The organism is Streptomyces sp. NPDC027185 (assembly GCF_055567035.1).
In genome coordinates this window covers 195,538-210,651 of record NZ_JBVHRF010000005.1, presented here as the reverse complement: position 1 = coordinate 210,651, position 15,114 = coordinate 195,538, and the positions used below count along the sequence as shown (strand labels likewise).

Below are 15,114 nucleotides of genomic sequence, written 5' to 3'. Positions count from 1 at the left end.
CATGGATCAGCGAGATATGTTCCGAATATGGAACGAATGAGCGAACGAGGCTTGCCCGAAGGGAAGGAACTGGCGGAGCTGCGGGCCACCGGCCCGCTCGCGGCGGTCTGTCCGGACCTCGTGCGGTTCGTGGCCGTCGCCCGGCTGGAGCATCTGTCGGCCGCCGCCGACGAGTTGGACGCCCCGCAGTCGACCGTCAGCCGCGGGATCGCCCGGCTGGAGGCGGCCGTCGGCACGCCGCTCTTCGACCGGGAGGGGCGCGGGCTGCGGCTGACCCGGCACGGCCGGGCGTTCCTCGCGCGGGTGCGGCGCGGGCTCGCGGAGATCGCCACCGGTTGCGAGGAGTTGCGGCTGGCGACGGACGCGCCCGGCACCGTCGCCCTCGGCTTCCTGCCCGCGCTCGGCACCGCGCCCGTACCGCTGCTGGTCAGCTGGTTCCGGGAGCGGCATCCGCAGGCCCGCTTCCAACTGGTGCAGGACAACGCGGAAGGGCTGCTGGCACGGCTGCGCGCCGGGGAGGTCGACCTCTGCCTGACGTCGCCGCTGCCCGACGAGGCGGGCATCACCACCGTCCCCGTCGCCCGCGAACCGCTCCGGCTGGTCGTCCCCGCGGGGCACCGTCTCGCCGGGCGCGCCCGGGTCCGGCTCACCGACGCCGCCGACGAGGACTTCGTCATGGCCACCTCGGGCTACGGTCTGCGCCGCCTCGTCAACGGCCTCTGCGCGGACGCCGGTTTCACGCCCCGGGTGGCGTTCGAGGGCGCCGAGATCGCCACCATCCGCGGCTTCGTCGCCGCGGGCCTGGGCGTCGCCGTCCTCCCGCCGTCCCCGGTGGCCGTCCCCGGTCTCGTCGACCTCCCGATGGACGAACCCGCCGCCCACCGCACCGTGGGCCTCACCCGCGTCACGGCCCGCACCCCGACCCCCGCCGCCCGGGACTTCATCGCCCTGCTGGAGGCGCGGGCACAGGAGTGCTTCGGGACGGGGGCGGCGGGCTGAGGGTGTGGTCGGGCTTCCCGCGGATGACTCGCTGACCGGGCGGGAGCCCGGAACCGCGGTCCGCGCGGGACGGACGCGGCGTCGGCTGCGGGCTCGCCGTCGCCCGCTCCCGCGAAGTCATCACGGCTGAGGGGAGGTTGCGTGCGATGCTCTGGCCGGGAAGGTGCCCGAGCGGCCTGGCGGCAGCTGCCAGCCGGTGCCGGCCTCAAGATGGCCAGACGGTGTCCGGCGCCACCGTCGCCACCGTCGCCCCTGTCGGGAACGGCGACCGCATCCGTATCGGCGCCCCCGACCGCCCGATCGAAATCGTCGTCAACAATATCGAATGAAATTCCCGCGGAATTTCTTGGGCGGCGCTCATGCTCTCAAGCATTACGATCGTGAGGTCTCCCGGCGCGGGGTGCGGGGTGAGAAATCCGAGCTGAGGCCGGAGCGCATGTGGGGGCCCTCGTGGCGACGGGGGCCTCTCGTTATCGTTGCGAGCGTGGTGAATTCTGTCTGATATTCGCGGCGCGTGAGGATATCGAGGTCACCGCATCAACTTGTCATTCACTCCACCGGGTTAAAAGCCTGCGCTTCCGGCGTGCCGGCGAATGGTCGGCAGCGGCAGGGGTATAGAGCCGGATGAGTACGATGCGCAGCGTTTGACGTCGACATCCCATCCGGTAACAGATTTCTTTTCGGAGATGCGCCGGTCCGGTCGCACGTAATTCTTTCAGGCGCCTTTGGCGTGCTGCTCCTCTCCGGCCTCTGCTCCCCCACGCCACATGCGGGATTTGCTGCCCGAGTGCCCCGCGCGCCTCCGGCGCCCGCCCGAAGGAGGAAATATGGCCACACCTGTCGATCGGAACTCTTCTCTTCTCGTCTTCTTCGAGGAGCCGCTCCACCCGGGCGTGCACACCAAGATCATCGTGTACTGGTCGAGGCCGGCGGGCGGCGGAGAAGTCGAATACCGCAGTGACGTCGTCATCGGTGATGCGAGCACCTGGCACAGGCTCACACCTATTGCCGGAGATTGCTACTGGGTAGGGGATTTCGCGGTACCCCCGCATGCCTCCTCGCGTGAGGCGGAACTGACACTCAGGAAAAAGACGGAATGCGAATGTGTCACCGCCACGACCTCCCTCACCGTCAAAGATCCCCCGCGCGGGGTGCCGGGACGCCGCGGCGAGAAAGGTGACACCGGGCCACGCGGCGAAAAAGGAGACAAGGGGGACGAGGGTGAGCGGGGCGAGAAAGGCGACCGGGGTGATCCCGGACCTCGCGGAGAGAAGGGCGACCAAGGGGAAAGGGGGCCGGAAAGGCGACAAGGGCGACCGGGGCGAGCCGGGCCCCAAAGGCGACAGGGGCGACAAAGGCGAAGACGGTGAGCCCGGCCCCCGGGGCGAGCCGGGTACCCAGGGCGAGCGGGGCGACCCCGGAGTTCCCGGCCGCGACGGTGAATCGGGTGAGCGGGGTGACGCGGGAGAGCCCGGCTCCCGGGGCGAACGGGGCGACCCCGGCCCCAAGGGTGACCCAGGCCCGCGTGGTCACAAAGGCGAAAAGGGGGACAAGGGCGATTCCCTGGATCCCGGGTCCGTCGAGGAGATGGTCTGCGCCGTCATCAAGCGCATGTTGAGCGGCATGGAATGCCCGTGAAGTGCGGGGCAGGTGCCGAACCGCCTTGCGCGATCCCGCGTCCCTCGCGAGTCCCGCTCAAGGTGAACGGGCCTGCGAGCCCGCTGTGTTCCTCGCGCTCGTCCGGCGTGATCAGGATCTCCGCGTCCCTCGGCGGGAGCATCACCCCTCCACCCCCTCGATCGCCTGCTCCGTCCACACCGTTTTGCCGGTGGGGCCGTAGCGGCTGCCCCAGCGGGTGGTGAGCTGGGCGACGAGGAAGAGGCCGCGGCCGCCCTCGTCGGTGTCGCGGGCCTGGCGGAGGCGGGGCTGGCTGTTGGAGGAGTCGGTGACCTCGCAGACCAGGACCTGATCGCGGACGAGGCGGACGCCGATCGGGCCGCGGGCGTAGCGCAGGGCGTTGGTGACCAGTTCGCTGATGACCAGTTCGGTGCTGAAGACGAGGGCGTCCAGGCCCCACTCCGTCAGCTGTTCGGTGACCAGCTCCCGGGCGAGCGCCACGGCGGTGGGGCGGGCGGGGAACTGCCAGGCGGCCAGCGACGTCGCGGGGATCGCGCGGGTACGGGCGAGCAGCAGGGTGATGTCGTCGGGGCGGTGCGGCGCCGCGCGGACCGGTGCGACGAGTTCCTGGCCGATGGCGTCCAGGGACCGTCCGGGGCCCGCCGCCTCGGCCAGCCGCCGCAGTACCGCCGCCTCCGCGTCCTCGGCGGGCGCGCCGGCGCCGCCGCGCTCGGCCTCGATCAGTCCGTTGGTGTACAGCGCCAGGACGCTGCCGGGCGGGATCTCCACCTCCGTCACCTCGAACGGCATCCCGCCGACGCCCAGCCCGGGACCCGGCACCACCTCGATGAACCGGGCCGTGCCGTCCGGATGCACCACCGCGGGCCGCAGATGACCGGCGCTCGCCACCCGGCACCGGCGGTCCACCGGGTCGTACACCGCGTACAGGCACGACGCGCCCATCGTGTCCGGATGCTCGGCCTCCTCCGCCATCCGGTGCACCAGGTCGTCCAGCCGGGTCAGCAGTTCATCCGGGCCCAGGTCGAGGTCGGAGAGGGTCTGTACGGCGGTGCGCAGCCGGGCCATGGTGGCGGTCGCGGACAGGCCGTGGCCGATGACGTCGCCGACGACCAGCGCGGTCCGCAACGACGAGAGCGGCACCGCGTCGAACCAGTCGCCGCCCACCCCGGCGTCGCCCTCCGCCGACAGGTAGATGCCCGCGGTCTCCGCCGCCGCGGTGGAGCGGGAGACCGGCGGCAGCAGACTGTTCTGGAGCATCACCGCCATCCGGTGCTCGCGGGTGTAGCGGCGGGCGTTGTCCATGCCGAGCGCGACGCGGGTGACGATCTCCTGGAGCAGTTTGGCGTCCTGCCCGTCGAACGGCGCGCGCTGCCGGGCGCGGTAGACCTGGACGTAGCCGAGGACCAGACCGCGCGCGACCAGTGCCGCACCGATCGACGCGGTCAGCCCCTCCGGCACCATCCGCGCCACCGCCGGATCGTCGCCGAGGAACGCCGCATAGGTCTCCGGGTCGTTGACGACCAGCACCCGGCCCTGTTCCAGATCGCGGAAGCCCGGCCCGTCGGGGATGTCCGGCAGCAACTCGCCCGCCTGGATCAGCTCCGGCGGCCACGGGCCGTGCGCGTGTTTGACGGCCAGCCGCCGGAAGTCGCCGTGCACCCCCTCGACGCTGCGCGGCGGCTCACCCCCGCGCAGCGTCGCCTCGGCGATCTCCACCGACGCCAGATCGCCCATCGACGGCACCAGCAGATCGACGAGGTCCTGTGCGGTGCGCTCCACCTCCAGGCTGCCGCTGATGGATCGCGTCGCCCGGTAGACGAGGTCGAGACGGCGCACCGAGCGGTACCGCTCGGTGACGTCGACGAGGGAGGCCAGCGCGCCGTCGGGACGGCCGAGCAGATCGTGCAGCGGCGCGGCGGTCAGCGAGTACACCAGGTCCTGCCGTCCGGGCGTCTCGGCGCGCAGCACGCCCGACGCGTCGACCACCGGCTCACCGCTCTCCATCACGGCCCGCAGCAGTTCCCCGCCGGTGCGGCCGTCCTCCAGGCCCGGCATCGCGCACAGCGGGTCGTGGCCGTCGGGGGTCAGCCGTCCGGCCCGGCCGACCGCCGGGCTGGCCCGCCGGATCCGCAGGTCGGCGTCGTGCACGGTCAGCTGCCACAGGTCCTGGCCGAGCAGCGCCCGGCCCACCGCCGTCTCGTCGTTCCACGCCGCGAGCGCCGCCGCGGGCAGCCCCAGGGCGAGCACCCCGGCACCGGCCAGCGGCAGCAGCCGCACCCATACGGGGACGGGGTGCCCGTCGCGGTGGCGCAGCGGGAGGACCCGGCCGCCGGGGGCGCCGGACGGTTCCCCCGTACGGGGGACGGGCGCGGCGGCGCGCGGCATGACCAGCGCGCGGGCGGGCGTGCCGACCACCGTGTCCGGCTCATGGCCCAGCAACTGCGCGGCACCCCGCGTCCAGTGCGTGACCAGGCCGTTCTCATCGATCACGACCGCGACGACACCGTTCATCGGCGCCGGCGGCTCCGGTCGTGGCACGGCCATGGGAACACTCCGTACGTCGAACGGACCGATCACCTCAGTGTGCCCCCCTCCCACCGATCGAACGAGTGCTGGCGGCCGGTCGGGAACGGGGAGGGGACGACGGGGCGGCGGGGCCGGGCCGTGCGGTGCGGTGGGCGCGGTGGCCCGGAGGCCGCCGTACGGGGTCGGCCGGTGGGCGGACGCCCCGGCAGCCGGCGCCCGGTGAGCGGTCGCCCGTCGGCCGGGCCCGACGCCCGTGGCCGTGGCCGTGGCCGTGGCCGTGGCCGTGGACGTGGCCGTGGACGTGGACGTGCCCGACACCTGTGAGGGCCGCCGCCCGCCCCCGGCGCGTACGGGCCGGGCGCGTGCCCCGCCGCCGTTCCCCCGTTCCCGCCGTGCCGCTCGCCGGCGCCCGGCACAATGGCCGCCGTGCTGCACGTACGAGTGATCACTCCGACCGACCGGACGGACGAGGTGGTGCGGATCGTCACCGCCTGTCCGGCCGCCACCCACCTCGTCCGGTTGCCGGGCGCGGCCTGTGTGCCGCCCGGCGACTACCTCGAATTCGATGTGGCCCGGGAGGGGGCCGACGCCGTTCTCGCGGAGTTGCGGCAGCTCGGTCTGGCGGAGCGGGGCGCGCTCACCGTCGAACCGCTCGATCTGACCGTCTCGGCCGCCGCGGACCGCGCCGAGGCCGCCGCGCCGGGCGATCCGGACGATGCCGTCGTCTGGTCCGAGCTGACCGCACGTACCGCCGCCGAATCCCGCCTGAGCTGGGCTTTCCTCGCGTTCCTCATTCTGGCCACGCAGATCGCGGCGATCGGCGCGCTGCTCGATCAGCCGGTGCTCATCGTCGGCGCGATGGTCCTGGGCCCGGAGTTCGGGCCGGTCGCGGCGCTCTGCTTCGCGGCGCTGCGCGGCGATGTCCGGCAGGCCGGGGTGGCGGTGCGGACGCTCGCCGTCGGATTCGGCGCGGCCATCGCGGTCACGTTCGCCTGCGCCGGGGTCAGCCGGCTGCTGGGCTGGATCAGCCCGGAGATGCTCGGGGCCCGGCCGCTGACCGGCTTCATCATCCATCCCGACCACTGGTCGTTCATCGTGGCGGTGCTCGCCGGGGCCGCCGGGATCCTGTCGATGACGGCCGGGAAGTCGTCCGCGCTGGTCGGCGTCTTCATCTCGGTCACCACCGTCCCGGCGGCCGGGAACATCGCCGTGGCCCTCGCCCTCGGCCACTGGGGCGAGGTCGGCGCCTCCTTCGTCCAGCTCGGCATCAACCTCGCCGGAATGCTGCTCGCCGGCACCCTCACCCTCGCCGTCCAGCGCGCCCTCTGGTCCCGCTACGGTCTCCGCCTCGACCCGGTCCGCGCGGCGGGAATCCGGCAACGGGGATGAGGGCGGGGCCGGGGCCGCCCCGGACGGCCTGCGGGAGACGGCCGGCCGCGTCCCGACCGGCCCCGGCCCCCGCCGCCCGCCGCGCTCCGGCCGCCCCGCCTCCACTGCTCCATCCGCCGCCCCCGGCAGCCGCTCCGCCCGCGCCGTCACGGTCAGCGGCGTACCGCTGCCTACGCTCGGCCCGTGGCCACCGTGACGGGACTGTTCAAGCGGCTGCTCCTCGGGCGGGCCCGGCGCAGTGAGGAGCTGGGCGAGACACTGCTGCCCAAACGGCTCGCGCTGCCGGTCTTCGCCTCCGACCCGCTGTCGTCGGTCGCGTACGCCACACAGGAGATCCTGCTCGTCCTCACCCTCGGCGGGCTCGCCTACCTGCACGTCACGCCGTGGCTGGCCGCCGCCGTCGTCGCGCTGCTGACGGTGGTCGTCCTCTCCTACCGGCAGGTGGTGTACGCCTACCCGAGCGGTGGCGGCTCGTACGAGGTGGTCTCCACCAACCTGGGGCCGTCGGCGGGGCTGGTGGTGGCGGCGTCGCTGCTGGTCGACTACGTGATGACGGTGGCGGTGTCGGTCGCCTCGGGGGTCGACAACGTCATCTCGGCGCTGCCCGCGCTCGCCGGGCACCGGGTGCTGCTGGCCCTGTGCTTCGTGGCGCTGCTGACCGCGGTGAACCTGCGCGGCGTCCGCGAGTCGGGCCGCGCCTTCGCCGCTCCCACCTATCTCTTCGTCGGCGCCGTACTGATCATGGTGGGGACGGGGCTGGTCCGGTACCTGCTGGGGGACGCGCCGGTCGCCGAGAGCGCCCGCTACGGCGTCACGCCCACCCCGGGCTCGGCGCAGCTGACCGGGCTCGCCCTCGTCATGCTGGTGCTGCGCGCGTTCTCGTCCGGCTGCACCGCGCTGACCGGCGTCGAGGCGATCTCCAACGGCGTCCCGGCGTTCCGGCGGCCCAAGCCGAGGAACGCGGCGGCCACGCTGGCGGCGATGGGCGCCATCGCGGTGGTGATGTTCGCCGGGGTCACCACCCTCGCGCTCGTCGCGAAGGTCCACCTCACGCAGGACCCCTGCCGGCTGACCGGACTCGCCGACTGCGCCGGGTACCACCAGCGCACCGTCATCGCCCAGCTGGCCTCGTCGGTCTTCGGCGGGCCGGGCTCCGCCGGGTTCTTCGTCGTGCAGGCGGCCACCGCGCTGGTGCTGATCCTCGCCGCCAACACCGCGTTCAACGGCTTCCCGCTGCTCGCCTCGATCCTGGCGCAGGACCGCTACCTGCCGAGCCAGCTGCACAGCCGCGGCGACCGGCTGGTGTACTCCAACGGCATCCTCGTGCTCGCGGTCGTCGCCGCGGCGCTGCTCTTCGGCTTCGAGGCGAACGTCACCAGCCTCATCCACCTCTACATCCTCGGGGTGTTCACCTCCTTCACGCTCTCCCAGACCGGCATGGTCCGGCACTGGAACCGCGCCCTGCGCACCGACCCGGACCCGGCGCTGCGCCGCCGCCGGCAGCTGGCGCGCGCGGTCAACGCCACCGGCGCGCTCGTCACCGGTCTGGTGCTGGTCATCGTGCTGGCGACGAAGTTCCTCGAAGGCGCCTGGCTCGCCGTCCTCGCCGCGGTGGTGCTGTGGCTGACGATGCGCGCCATCCGCCGCCACTACGACGCCGTCGCCGCCGAACTGACCGTCACCGACCCGCGCGCCGACCTCACCCCGCCGTCGCGGGTACTGGCGCTCGTCCTCGTCTCCGCCGTCCACAAGCCGACGCTGCGCGCCCTGGCCTACGCCCGCGCCTTCCACCCCGACCGGCTCCAGGCCCTCACCGTCGACGTGGACCGCGCCTCCACCGCCCGCCTGGAGGAGCAGTGGCGCCGCCTCGATGTGGACGTCCCGCTGACCGTCGTCGACTCGCCGTACCGGGAGATCACCGGGCCGGTCGTCGAGTACGTCCGCCACATCCGCCGCACCAGCCCCCGCGACGTCGTCGGCGTCTTCATCCCCGAGTACGTGGTGGGCCGCTGGTGGGAGAACCTGCTGCACAATCAGACGGCGCTGTGGCTCAAGAGCCGGCTGCTGTTCACGCCCGGGGTGATGGTGACGTCCGTGCCCTGGCAGCTGACGTCCTCGGCCCGCGCCCACCCCGCGGTCCGGGGCGCGGGCGCGGTCCGCCGCGGGGCGCCCGCCCTCGGGCAGGGCGCCGCCCACCCGCCCCGCGACGCCGGTCCGGGGACGTCGCCCTAGCCGCTCCGGGGCCGCCGCCTCAAGGGGTGTCTTCCCGGTCTTCGCGGGGCCACGAAGACCGGGAGGCCACTGCTTGGGCCCGGCCGGTCCCCGTGAGCAGCGTCCGCGCGGTCCGCTCCTCGGCGCGTTCGGTCAGCTGCCGCAGCGCCGTCGCGCCGCACAGCAGGGTGCCGGACGCCTGCGCGGTGCGGGCACCGGTGGCGAAGAGGTGCCACAGCGCCGGGTTGGCGAGCAGCACCCTCGGGTCGAGGACCAGCCGCCGCCCGGTGTCGTCGCGCAGCACCAGCCGCTGCGCGATCCCCTCGGACCAGCGCACCGACACCAGCCGGTCGGTGCGGACGGTCCGCCGCCGCAGCGGTCCGCGGGCGCTCAGCCAGCCCTGGCCGGCCCTCACCCGCGGCGGCAGCAGCAGCGCGAACAGCACCGCCGCCAGCGCCGCCCACAGCCCGCCGCGCGGCGGATCGAGGCTCCCGGCGGCGCCGTCCAGCGCGGTCAGCGCCGCCAGCAGCCCCGCCCCGCCCAGCACGGCCTCGCGGCACGCGGCGGGCCAGTCCTCATCGGTCGCGGTGCGCTCCGGGCGCCGTACGGTGCCGGTCGCCGTGCGCACGGCGGCGCGTGTGCCACGTCGTTCCATACCGCCGACGCTAGGCGCGCCCCCGCCCGCCGGACGGCCCGTTGACACGGCGCTGACGGGACGGGGGCGCGCCTTGACGGACCTCATACGGGCGCTGCCGCGTGCCCGGCGACGTACCGCCGAGCTCACCTTGGGACGAGGGCGTTCACAGCGTCACCTCGGCGTCGATGAACCTCGCCAGTTCGTGGAACGGCATGTCGCGATCCGGCTCCAGGCTCCGGACGAACCGCTTCTCCGCGCGCAGGTAGCCGGAGAAGAACTCAAGCCGCTCGGCGAGGGAGCGTTCGACGGGGGAAGGGTCCTCCAGGGTCTCGTCGACGAGGACGATCCGGCCGTCCATGCCGAGGAGTTTCAGCATGTAGTCCGTGAGGTCGCCGACAGTGGCCTCGGACCGTCCGCTCACGTGGTAGATGTTCCGGCGCGGCGTCGCCAGCTCGGCTCCCACGATCGTGCGGAAGTCCTCCACGAGGTGATCCACCGGGATGAACGAGATGCTGACGTTCCGGTCCGCCTCGAAGCGGACGGGTCCGCCGGAGCCGTCGAGCTCGCTCTTGAACCTGCGCAATGTGGTGAGGTAGCCGTAGAGGCCCGTGTAGCTTCCGCTCGGCCGGTGGTCGTGGGACGTTCCCGTGACCACCGAAGGACGGAGGATCAGGGTCCTCACCCCCTCGAATCCGGCCACGAGGTGCTCTGCCGCGCACTTGCTCTCCTCGTACGCGTTGTTGAAGGCCGGGGGCTGGTGCAGCGCCTCCGGAAGGTCACCGTGCAGGGTGCCGCAGGTGTACGCGGTGGAGACGTACACGAAGAGGTCCGCGCCAAGGCTCTTCGCCAGTTCCAGCGCGTGCCGGGTGCCTTCGACGTTGGTTTCGAGCACGCTCGCCCGGTTCTTCTGCTGCCACTGCAGCGAAGCCGCTATGTGCCAGAAGACGAGGGGGCCGCCGCCGCGGGGGACAGCGGTGGCTTCGAGCCCGCACAGCGGTTCGGTGAGCTCCGACTCCACCACGGTCAGGGGCCGCCGGTCGTCGGCGGAGCGGTGGCCGGCGACCTTCAACGCCGCGTGGACGCGGTCGGCGGCGGAGTGCTCCGCGGTGCCGCGGGCCAGCGCGTACACGCTGCCGGTCGTGTCGTCGCGGAGGAGGTCGGAGAGCAGATGGCTGCCGACGAATCCGGTCGTACCGGTCAGAATGTGGTCGGTCATATCGGTCCCGTCCGATTGCAGGGGCGAAGTCTGCGCGGGCGGGTGCCCGGACAGTGCCGTGGAGGGCCTTTCGCCGATGGGGAATGCGTCCTGATCGTGCCGGATCCGAAGGCGAAAACCGCATGTCCTTCCGGAGGTCAGCCTTGCGGATGACGTGCTTCCCGCCAGCGAAGATCGCCGCTCCTGCACGCAAAACAACCGATTTCTGAAGACCGGCGGAAAATGGCGCTTCACGCCCGCGCCCCGTGCGCCTCTCCGGAACAGGCCGGAGGTGGCGTACGGGACGCGTCAAGAGCGGGCCCGGGGCCGTAAGGGACCCGTCAACGGGATCGGCGGGATGGCCGAAAAGAGGTTTCGTCGAGGGGTCCACACGGCCGGGTGGAAGTGCCCGGCCGTTCCGTTTTGCCCTTCTTCCAGGAGTTCACGATGGCCGACGTGGCCTTCGTCGTCACCACGCTCGCGGTCTTCGCGCTGGTGGCCGTCATCGCCAAGGGGGTGGCGAAGCTGTGAGCGCCCAGAGCATCGAGAACGTGATCGGGCTGCTCGTGGCCGTCGCCCTCCTCGGCTATCTCGTCCTCGCCCTCATCAAGCCGGAGAGGTTCTGACGGTGAACTCCCTCGCTGCCGCCTCCGGCGTGCTGAGCCCCGGCGTCGCCGCGGCGGGCCAGCTGCTCGCCCTCATGGCGGCGCTCGCCCTCGCCTACCGGCCGCTCGGCGACCACATGGCCCGCGTCTACTCCTCCGACAAGCACCTGCGCGTCGAGAAGTGGATCTACAAGGCCATCGGCGCCGACCCGCACACCGAGATGCGCTGGCCGGCCTACCTGCGCGGCGTCCTCGCCTTCTCCGCCGTCAGCCTGCTCTTCCTCTACCTGCTCCAGCGGCTCCAGGGCAGCCTGCCCGGCTCCCTCGGCTTCGCCTCGATCGACCCGGACCAGGCGTTCAACACCGCCGCGTCGTTCGTCGCCAACACCAACTGGCAGTCGTACGCCGGTGAGCAGGCCATGGGCCACGTGGTGCAGACCGCCGGGCTCGCGGTGCAGAACTTCGTCTCGGCGGCGGTCGGCATCGCCGTCGCCGTCGCGCTGGTCCGCGGCTTCGCGAGGTCCCGTACCGGTGAACTCGGCAACTTCTGGGCCGATCTGGTCCGCGGCACCGTCCGGGTGCTGCTGCCGATATCCGTCGTCGGCGCGCTGATCCTCGTCGCGTGCGGCGCGATCCAGAACTTCTCCGGCATTCATGAGATCGGGCAGTTCCTCGGCGGACACCAGCAGGTCAACGGCGGCGCCGTCGCCTCCCAGGAGGTCATCAAGGAGCTGGGCACCAACGGCGGCGGCTACTTCAACGCCAACTCCGCCCACCCCTTCGAGAACCCCAACGGCTTCACCAACCTCTTCGAGGTCTTCCTCATCCTGGTGATCCCGTTCGCGCTGACACGCACCTTCGGCCGGATGACCGGCTCCCTCAAGCAGGGCTACGCGATCCTCGGCACCATGGCCGTCATCTGGATCGGCTTCACCGCCCTGATGTGGGCGGCCGAATCCGGCGGTCACGGAGCGGCGTTCCAGGTGGCCGGCGGCGCCCTGGAGGGCAAGGAGACCCGCTTCGGCATCGGCGGCTCGTCGATCTTCGCGGTCGCCACCACCCTCACCTCGACCGGCGCCGTCGACAGCTTCCACTCCTCCTTCACCGGGCTCGGCGGCGGCATCACGATGCTGGGCATGCAGCTCGGCGAGATCGCGCCCGGCGGCGTCGGCTCCGGCCTCTACGGCATGCTGATCATGGCGGTCATCGCGGTGTTCCTCGCCGGGCTGATGGTCGGCCGGACGCCGGAGTTCCTCGGCAAGAAGATCGGCACCCGCGAGATCAAGCTCGCCGCCTGCTACATCCTCGTCACCCCGGCGCTGGTGCTCTGCTTCACCGCCGCGTCGCTGGTGCTGCCCACCCCGCCGCACTCGATGCTCAACTCCGGTGCGCACGGCTTCTCCGAGATCCTCTACGCCTACACCTCCGGCGCCAACAACAACGGCAGCGCCTTCGCCGGACTCTCCGCCGACACCCCGTGGTTCAACACCACCATCGGCCTGGCGATGCTGCTCGGCCGCTTCGTCCCGATGGTCTTCGTGCTGGCGCTCGCCGGTTCGCTCGCCGAGCAGCAGCCCGTACCGAAGACCGCGGGCACCCTCCGTACCGAGAAGCCGCTCTTCTCCGGGCTGCTGGTCGGCACGATCATGATCGTCGCCGGGCTGACCTACTTCCCCGCCCTGGCCCTGGGCCCGCTCGCCGAGGGGCTCGCGTCATGACCACCGGTACGCAGCGACCCACCGGCGCGCAGGCGCCCACCCCCACCGAGAACCACGAGGACGACGCGATGTCCACCGTCACCCAGGACCGGGCGCCGCAGCAGGAGGCGCCCGCCCCCGAACACCCCGGAGGCGGCCGCGTCGGCGGCGGGCTCTTCGACCCCCAGCAGCTGCTCCGCTCGCTGCCCGACGCGTTCCGCAAGCTCGACCCCCGGGTGATGATCAAGTCCCCGGTGATGTTCGTGGTGCTGATCGGCTCGGTGCTCACCACCGTGTTGGCGCTGCTCCACCCCGGCGAGTGGTTCGGCTGGGCGATCACCGCCTGGCTCTGGCTGACCACCCTCTTCGCCAACCTCGCCGAGGCGGTCGCCGAGGGCCGCGGCAAGGCGCAGGCCGACACCCTGCGCAAGGCCAAGACCGACACCGTCGCCCGCCGCCTGACCGGCACCGACGAGGAGCAGGTCCCCGGCACCGACCTGCGCGTCGGCGACCTGGTGGTCTGCGAGGCCGGGGACGTCATACCCGGCGACGGCGATGTCGTCGAGGGCGTCGCCAGCGTCGACGAGTCCGCCATCACCGGCGAATCGGCGCCGGTCATCCGCGAGTCGGGCGGCGACCGCTCGGCCGTCACCGGCGGTACGAAGGTCCTCTCCGACCGCATCGTCATCAAGATCACCACCAAGCCCGGTGAGACCTTCATCGACCGGATGATCAACCTCGTCGAGGGCGCCGCCCGGCAGAAGACCCCCAACGAGATCGCCCTCAACATCCTGCTGGCGTCCCTGACCATCGTCTTCCTGCTGGCCGTCGTCACCCTCCAGCCGTTCGCGGTGTACGCGGGCGCCGAGCAGTCGATGATCGTGCTGACCGCGCTGCTGGTCTGCCTGATCCCCACCACCATCGGCGCACTGCTCTCCGCCATCGGCATCGCCGGCATGGACCGGCTCGTGCAGCGCAATGTCCTGGCGATGTCCGGCCGCGCCGTCGAGGCGGCGGGCGACGTCTCCACCCTCCTCCTCGACAAGACCGGCACCATCACCTACGGCAACCGCCGGGCCGCCGAGTTCGTCCCCGTCCCCGGCGTCACCGCCACCGAACTCGCCGACGCCGCCCAGCTCTCCTCCCTCGCCGACGAGACGCCCGAGGGCCGCTCCGTCCTCGACCTCGCCGAGGAGAAGTACGGCCTCACCGCCCGGCAGCAGGCACAGCTGACCGGCGCCGAGTGGATCGAGTTCACCGCCCAGACCCGGATGTCCGGCGTCGACCTGCCCGCGGACGGCGCCGCGCAGCCGGCCCGCAAGGTCCGCAAGGGCGCCACCGCCTCCGTCGCCGCATGGGTGACCGAACGCGGCGGCACCGTCGCCGCCGACGTGGAGCGCATCGCCACCGCCATCTCCGAGGCGGGCGGCACCCCGCTGCCCGTCGCGGTCGAGGACGGGGCGGGCGCCCGGGTCCTCGGCGTCATCCACCTCAAGGACGTCGTCAAGGACGGCATGCGCGAGCGCTTCGACGAGCTGCGCCGGATGGGCATCAAAACCATCATGATCACCGGCGACAACCCGCTGACGGCGAAGGCCATCGCGGCGGAGGCGGGCGTCGACGACTTCCTCGCCGAGGCCACCCCCGAGGACAAGATGGCCCTCATCAAGCGGGAACAGGCCGGCGGCAAACTCGTCGCGATGACCGGCGACGGCACCAACGACGCCCCGGCCCTCGCCCAGGCGGACGTCGGCGTCGCGATGAACACCGGCACCTCCGCCGCCAAAGAGGCCGGCAACATGGTCGACCTCGACTCCGACCCCACCAAACTCATCGAGATCGTCGAGATCGGCAAGCAGCTGCTGATCACCCGCGGCGCCCTGACGACGTTCTCCATCGCCAACGACGTCGCCAAGTACTTCGCGATCATCCCCGCGATGTTCGCGGTGGTGTACCCGGGCCTGAACAAGCTCAACATCATGGGCCTGACATCCCCGCAGTCCGCGATCCTGTCGGCCGTCATCTTCAACGCCCTGGTCATCGTCGCGCTCGTCCCGCTCGCCCTGAAGGGCGTCCGCTACCGCCCGATGAGCGCCGACCGCATGCTCCGCCGCAACCTCGCCCTCTACGGACTCGGCGGCCTCATCACGCCGTTCATCGGCATCAAGCTCATCGACCTGCTCCTGACCCTCATCCCTGGCATCGGGTGACGCCCAC

At 72.3% G+C, this 15,114-nt stretch carries 9 protein-coding genes; 6 read left to right on the top strand and 3 right to left on the bottom strand.

Going from position 1 to position 15,114, the window contains the following annotated elements; all coding sequences use genetic code 11:
- The first annotated feature begins 36 nt into the window (after positions 1–36).
- A complete protein-coding gene (locus tag ACZ4M8_RS18180; protein WP_467608421.1) occupies positions 37–999 on the top strand; it encodes a LysR family transcriptional regulator in 963 nt (320 codons plus the stop codon).
- Positions 1,000–2,778: 1,779 nt separating this feature from the next.
- On the opposite strand, the gene ACZ4M8_RS18175 is transcribed toward ACZ4M8_RS18180, so the two are convergent.
- On the bottom strand, positions 2,779–5,181 hold the full coding sequence (locus ACZ4M8_RS18175) for a SpoIIE family protein phosphatase (RefSeq protein ID WP_467608418.1): 2,403 nt from the start codon (positions 5,179–5,181) through the stop codon (positions 2,779–2,781).
- A 408-nt stretch (positions 5,182–5,589) separates the two neighbouring features.
- On the opposite strand from ACZ4M8_RS18175, the gene ACZ4M8_RS18170 reads away from it, so the two are divergent.
- Entirely contained in the window at positions 5,590–6,552 is a 963-nt protein-coding gene (locus ACZ4M8_RS18170; RefSeq protein ID WP_467608415.1) for a DUF389 domain-containing protein, read from the top strand.
- Between the two features lie 183 nt (positions 6,553–6,735).
- Positions 6,736–8,784 carry an APC family permease gene (locus ACZ4M8_RS18165; protein WP_467608413.1) on the top strand — a complete coding sequence of 683 codons (2,049 nt, stop codon included), beginning with the start codon at positions 6,736–6,738 and terminating at the stop codon, positions 8,782–8,784.
- A gap of 19 nt (positions 8,785–8,803) precedes the next feature.
- On the opposite strand, the gene ACZ4M8_RS18160 is transcribed toward ACZ4M8_RS18165, so the two are convergent.
- Both ACZ4M8_RS18160 and ACZ4M8_RS18155 read right to left on the bottom strand, forming a co-directional pair.
- Entirely contained in the window at positions 8,804–9,418 is a 615-nt protein-coding gene (locus ACZ4M8_RS18160; RefSeq protein WP_467608410.1) for a hypothetical protein, read from the bottom strand.
- 145 nt (positions 9,419–9,563) lie between these two features.
- Positions 9,564–10,616, bottom strand: a complete 1,053-nt coding sequence (locus tag ACZ4M8_RS18155; protein WP_467608407.1) for an SDR family oxidoreductase — start codon at positions 10,614–10,616, stop codon at positions 9,564–9,566.
- A gap of 506 nt (positions 10,617–11,122) precedes the next feature.
- On the opposite strand from ACZ4M8_RS18155, the gene kdpF reads away from it, so the two are divergent.
- From kdpF to kdpB, 3 genes are all read left to right on the top strand, one after another.
- A complete protein-coding gene (kdpF, locus tag ACZ4M8_RS18150) occupies positions 11,123–11,221 on the top strand; it encodes a K(+)-transporting ATPase subunit F (RefSeq protein ID WP_030285908.1) in 99 nt (32 codons plus the stop codon).
- A 32-nt stretch (positions 11,222–11,253) separates the two neighbouring features.
- Positions 11,254–12,918 carry a potassium-transporting ATPase subunit KdpA gene (gene kdpA, locus ACZ4M8_RS18145; RefSeq protein ID WP_467609142.1) on the top strand — a complete coding sequence of 555 codons (1,665 nt, stop codon included), beginning with the start codon at positions 11,254–11,256 and terminating at the stop codon, positions 12,916–12,918.
- 68 nt (positions 12,919–12,986) lie between these two features.
- The gene (gene kdpB, locus ACZ4M8_RS18140) at positions 12,987–15,107 is read left to right on the top strand and encodes a potassium-transporting ATPase subunit KdpB (RefSeq protein WP_467609140.1); all 2,121 of its coding nucleotides are present in this window, start codon (positions 12,987–12,989) and stop codon (positions 15,105–15,107) included.
- Positions 15,108–15,114: the final 7 nt, after the last annotated feature.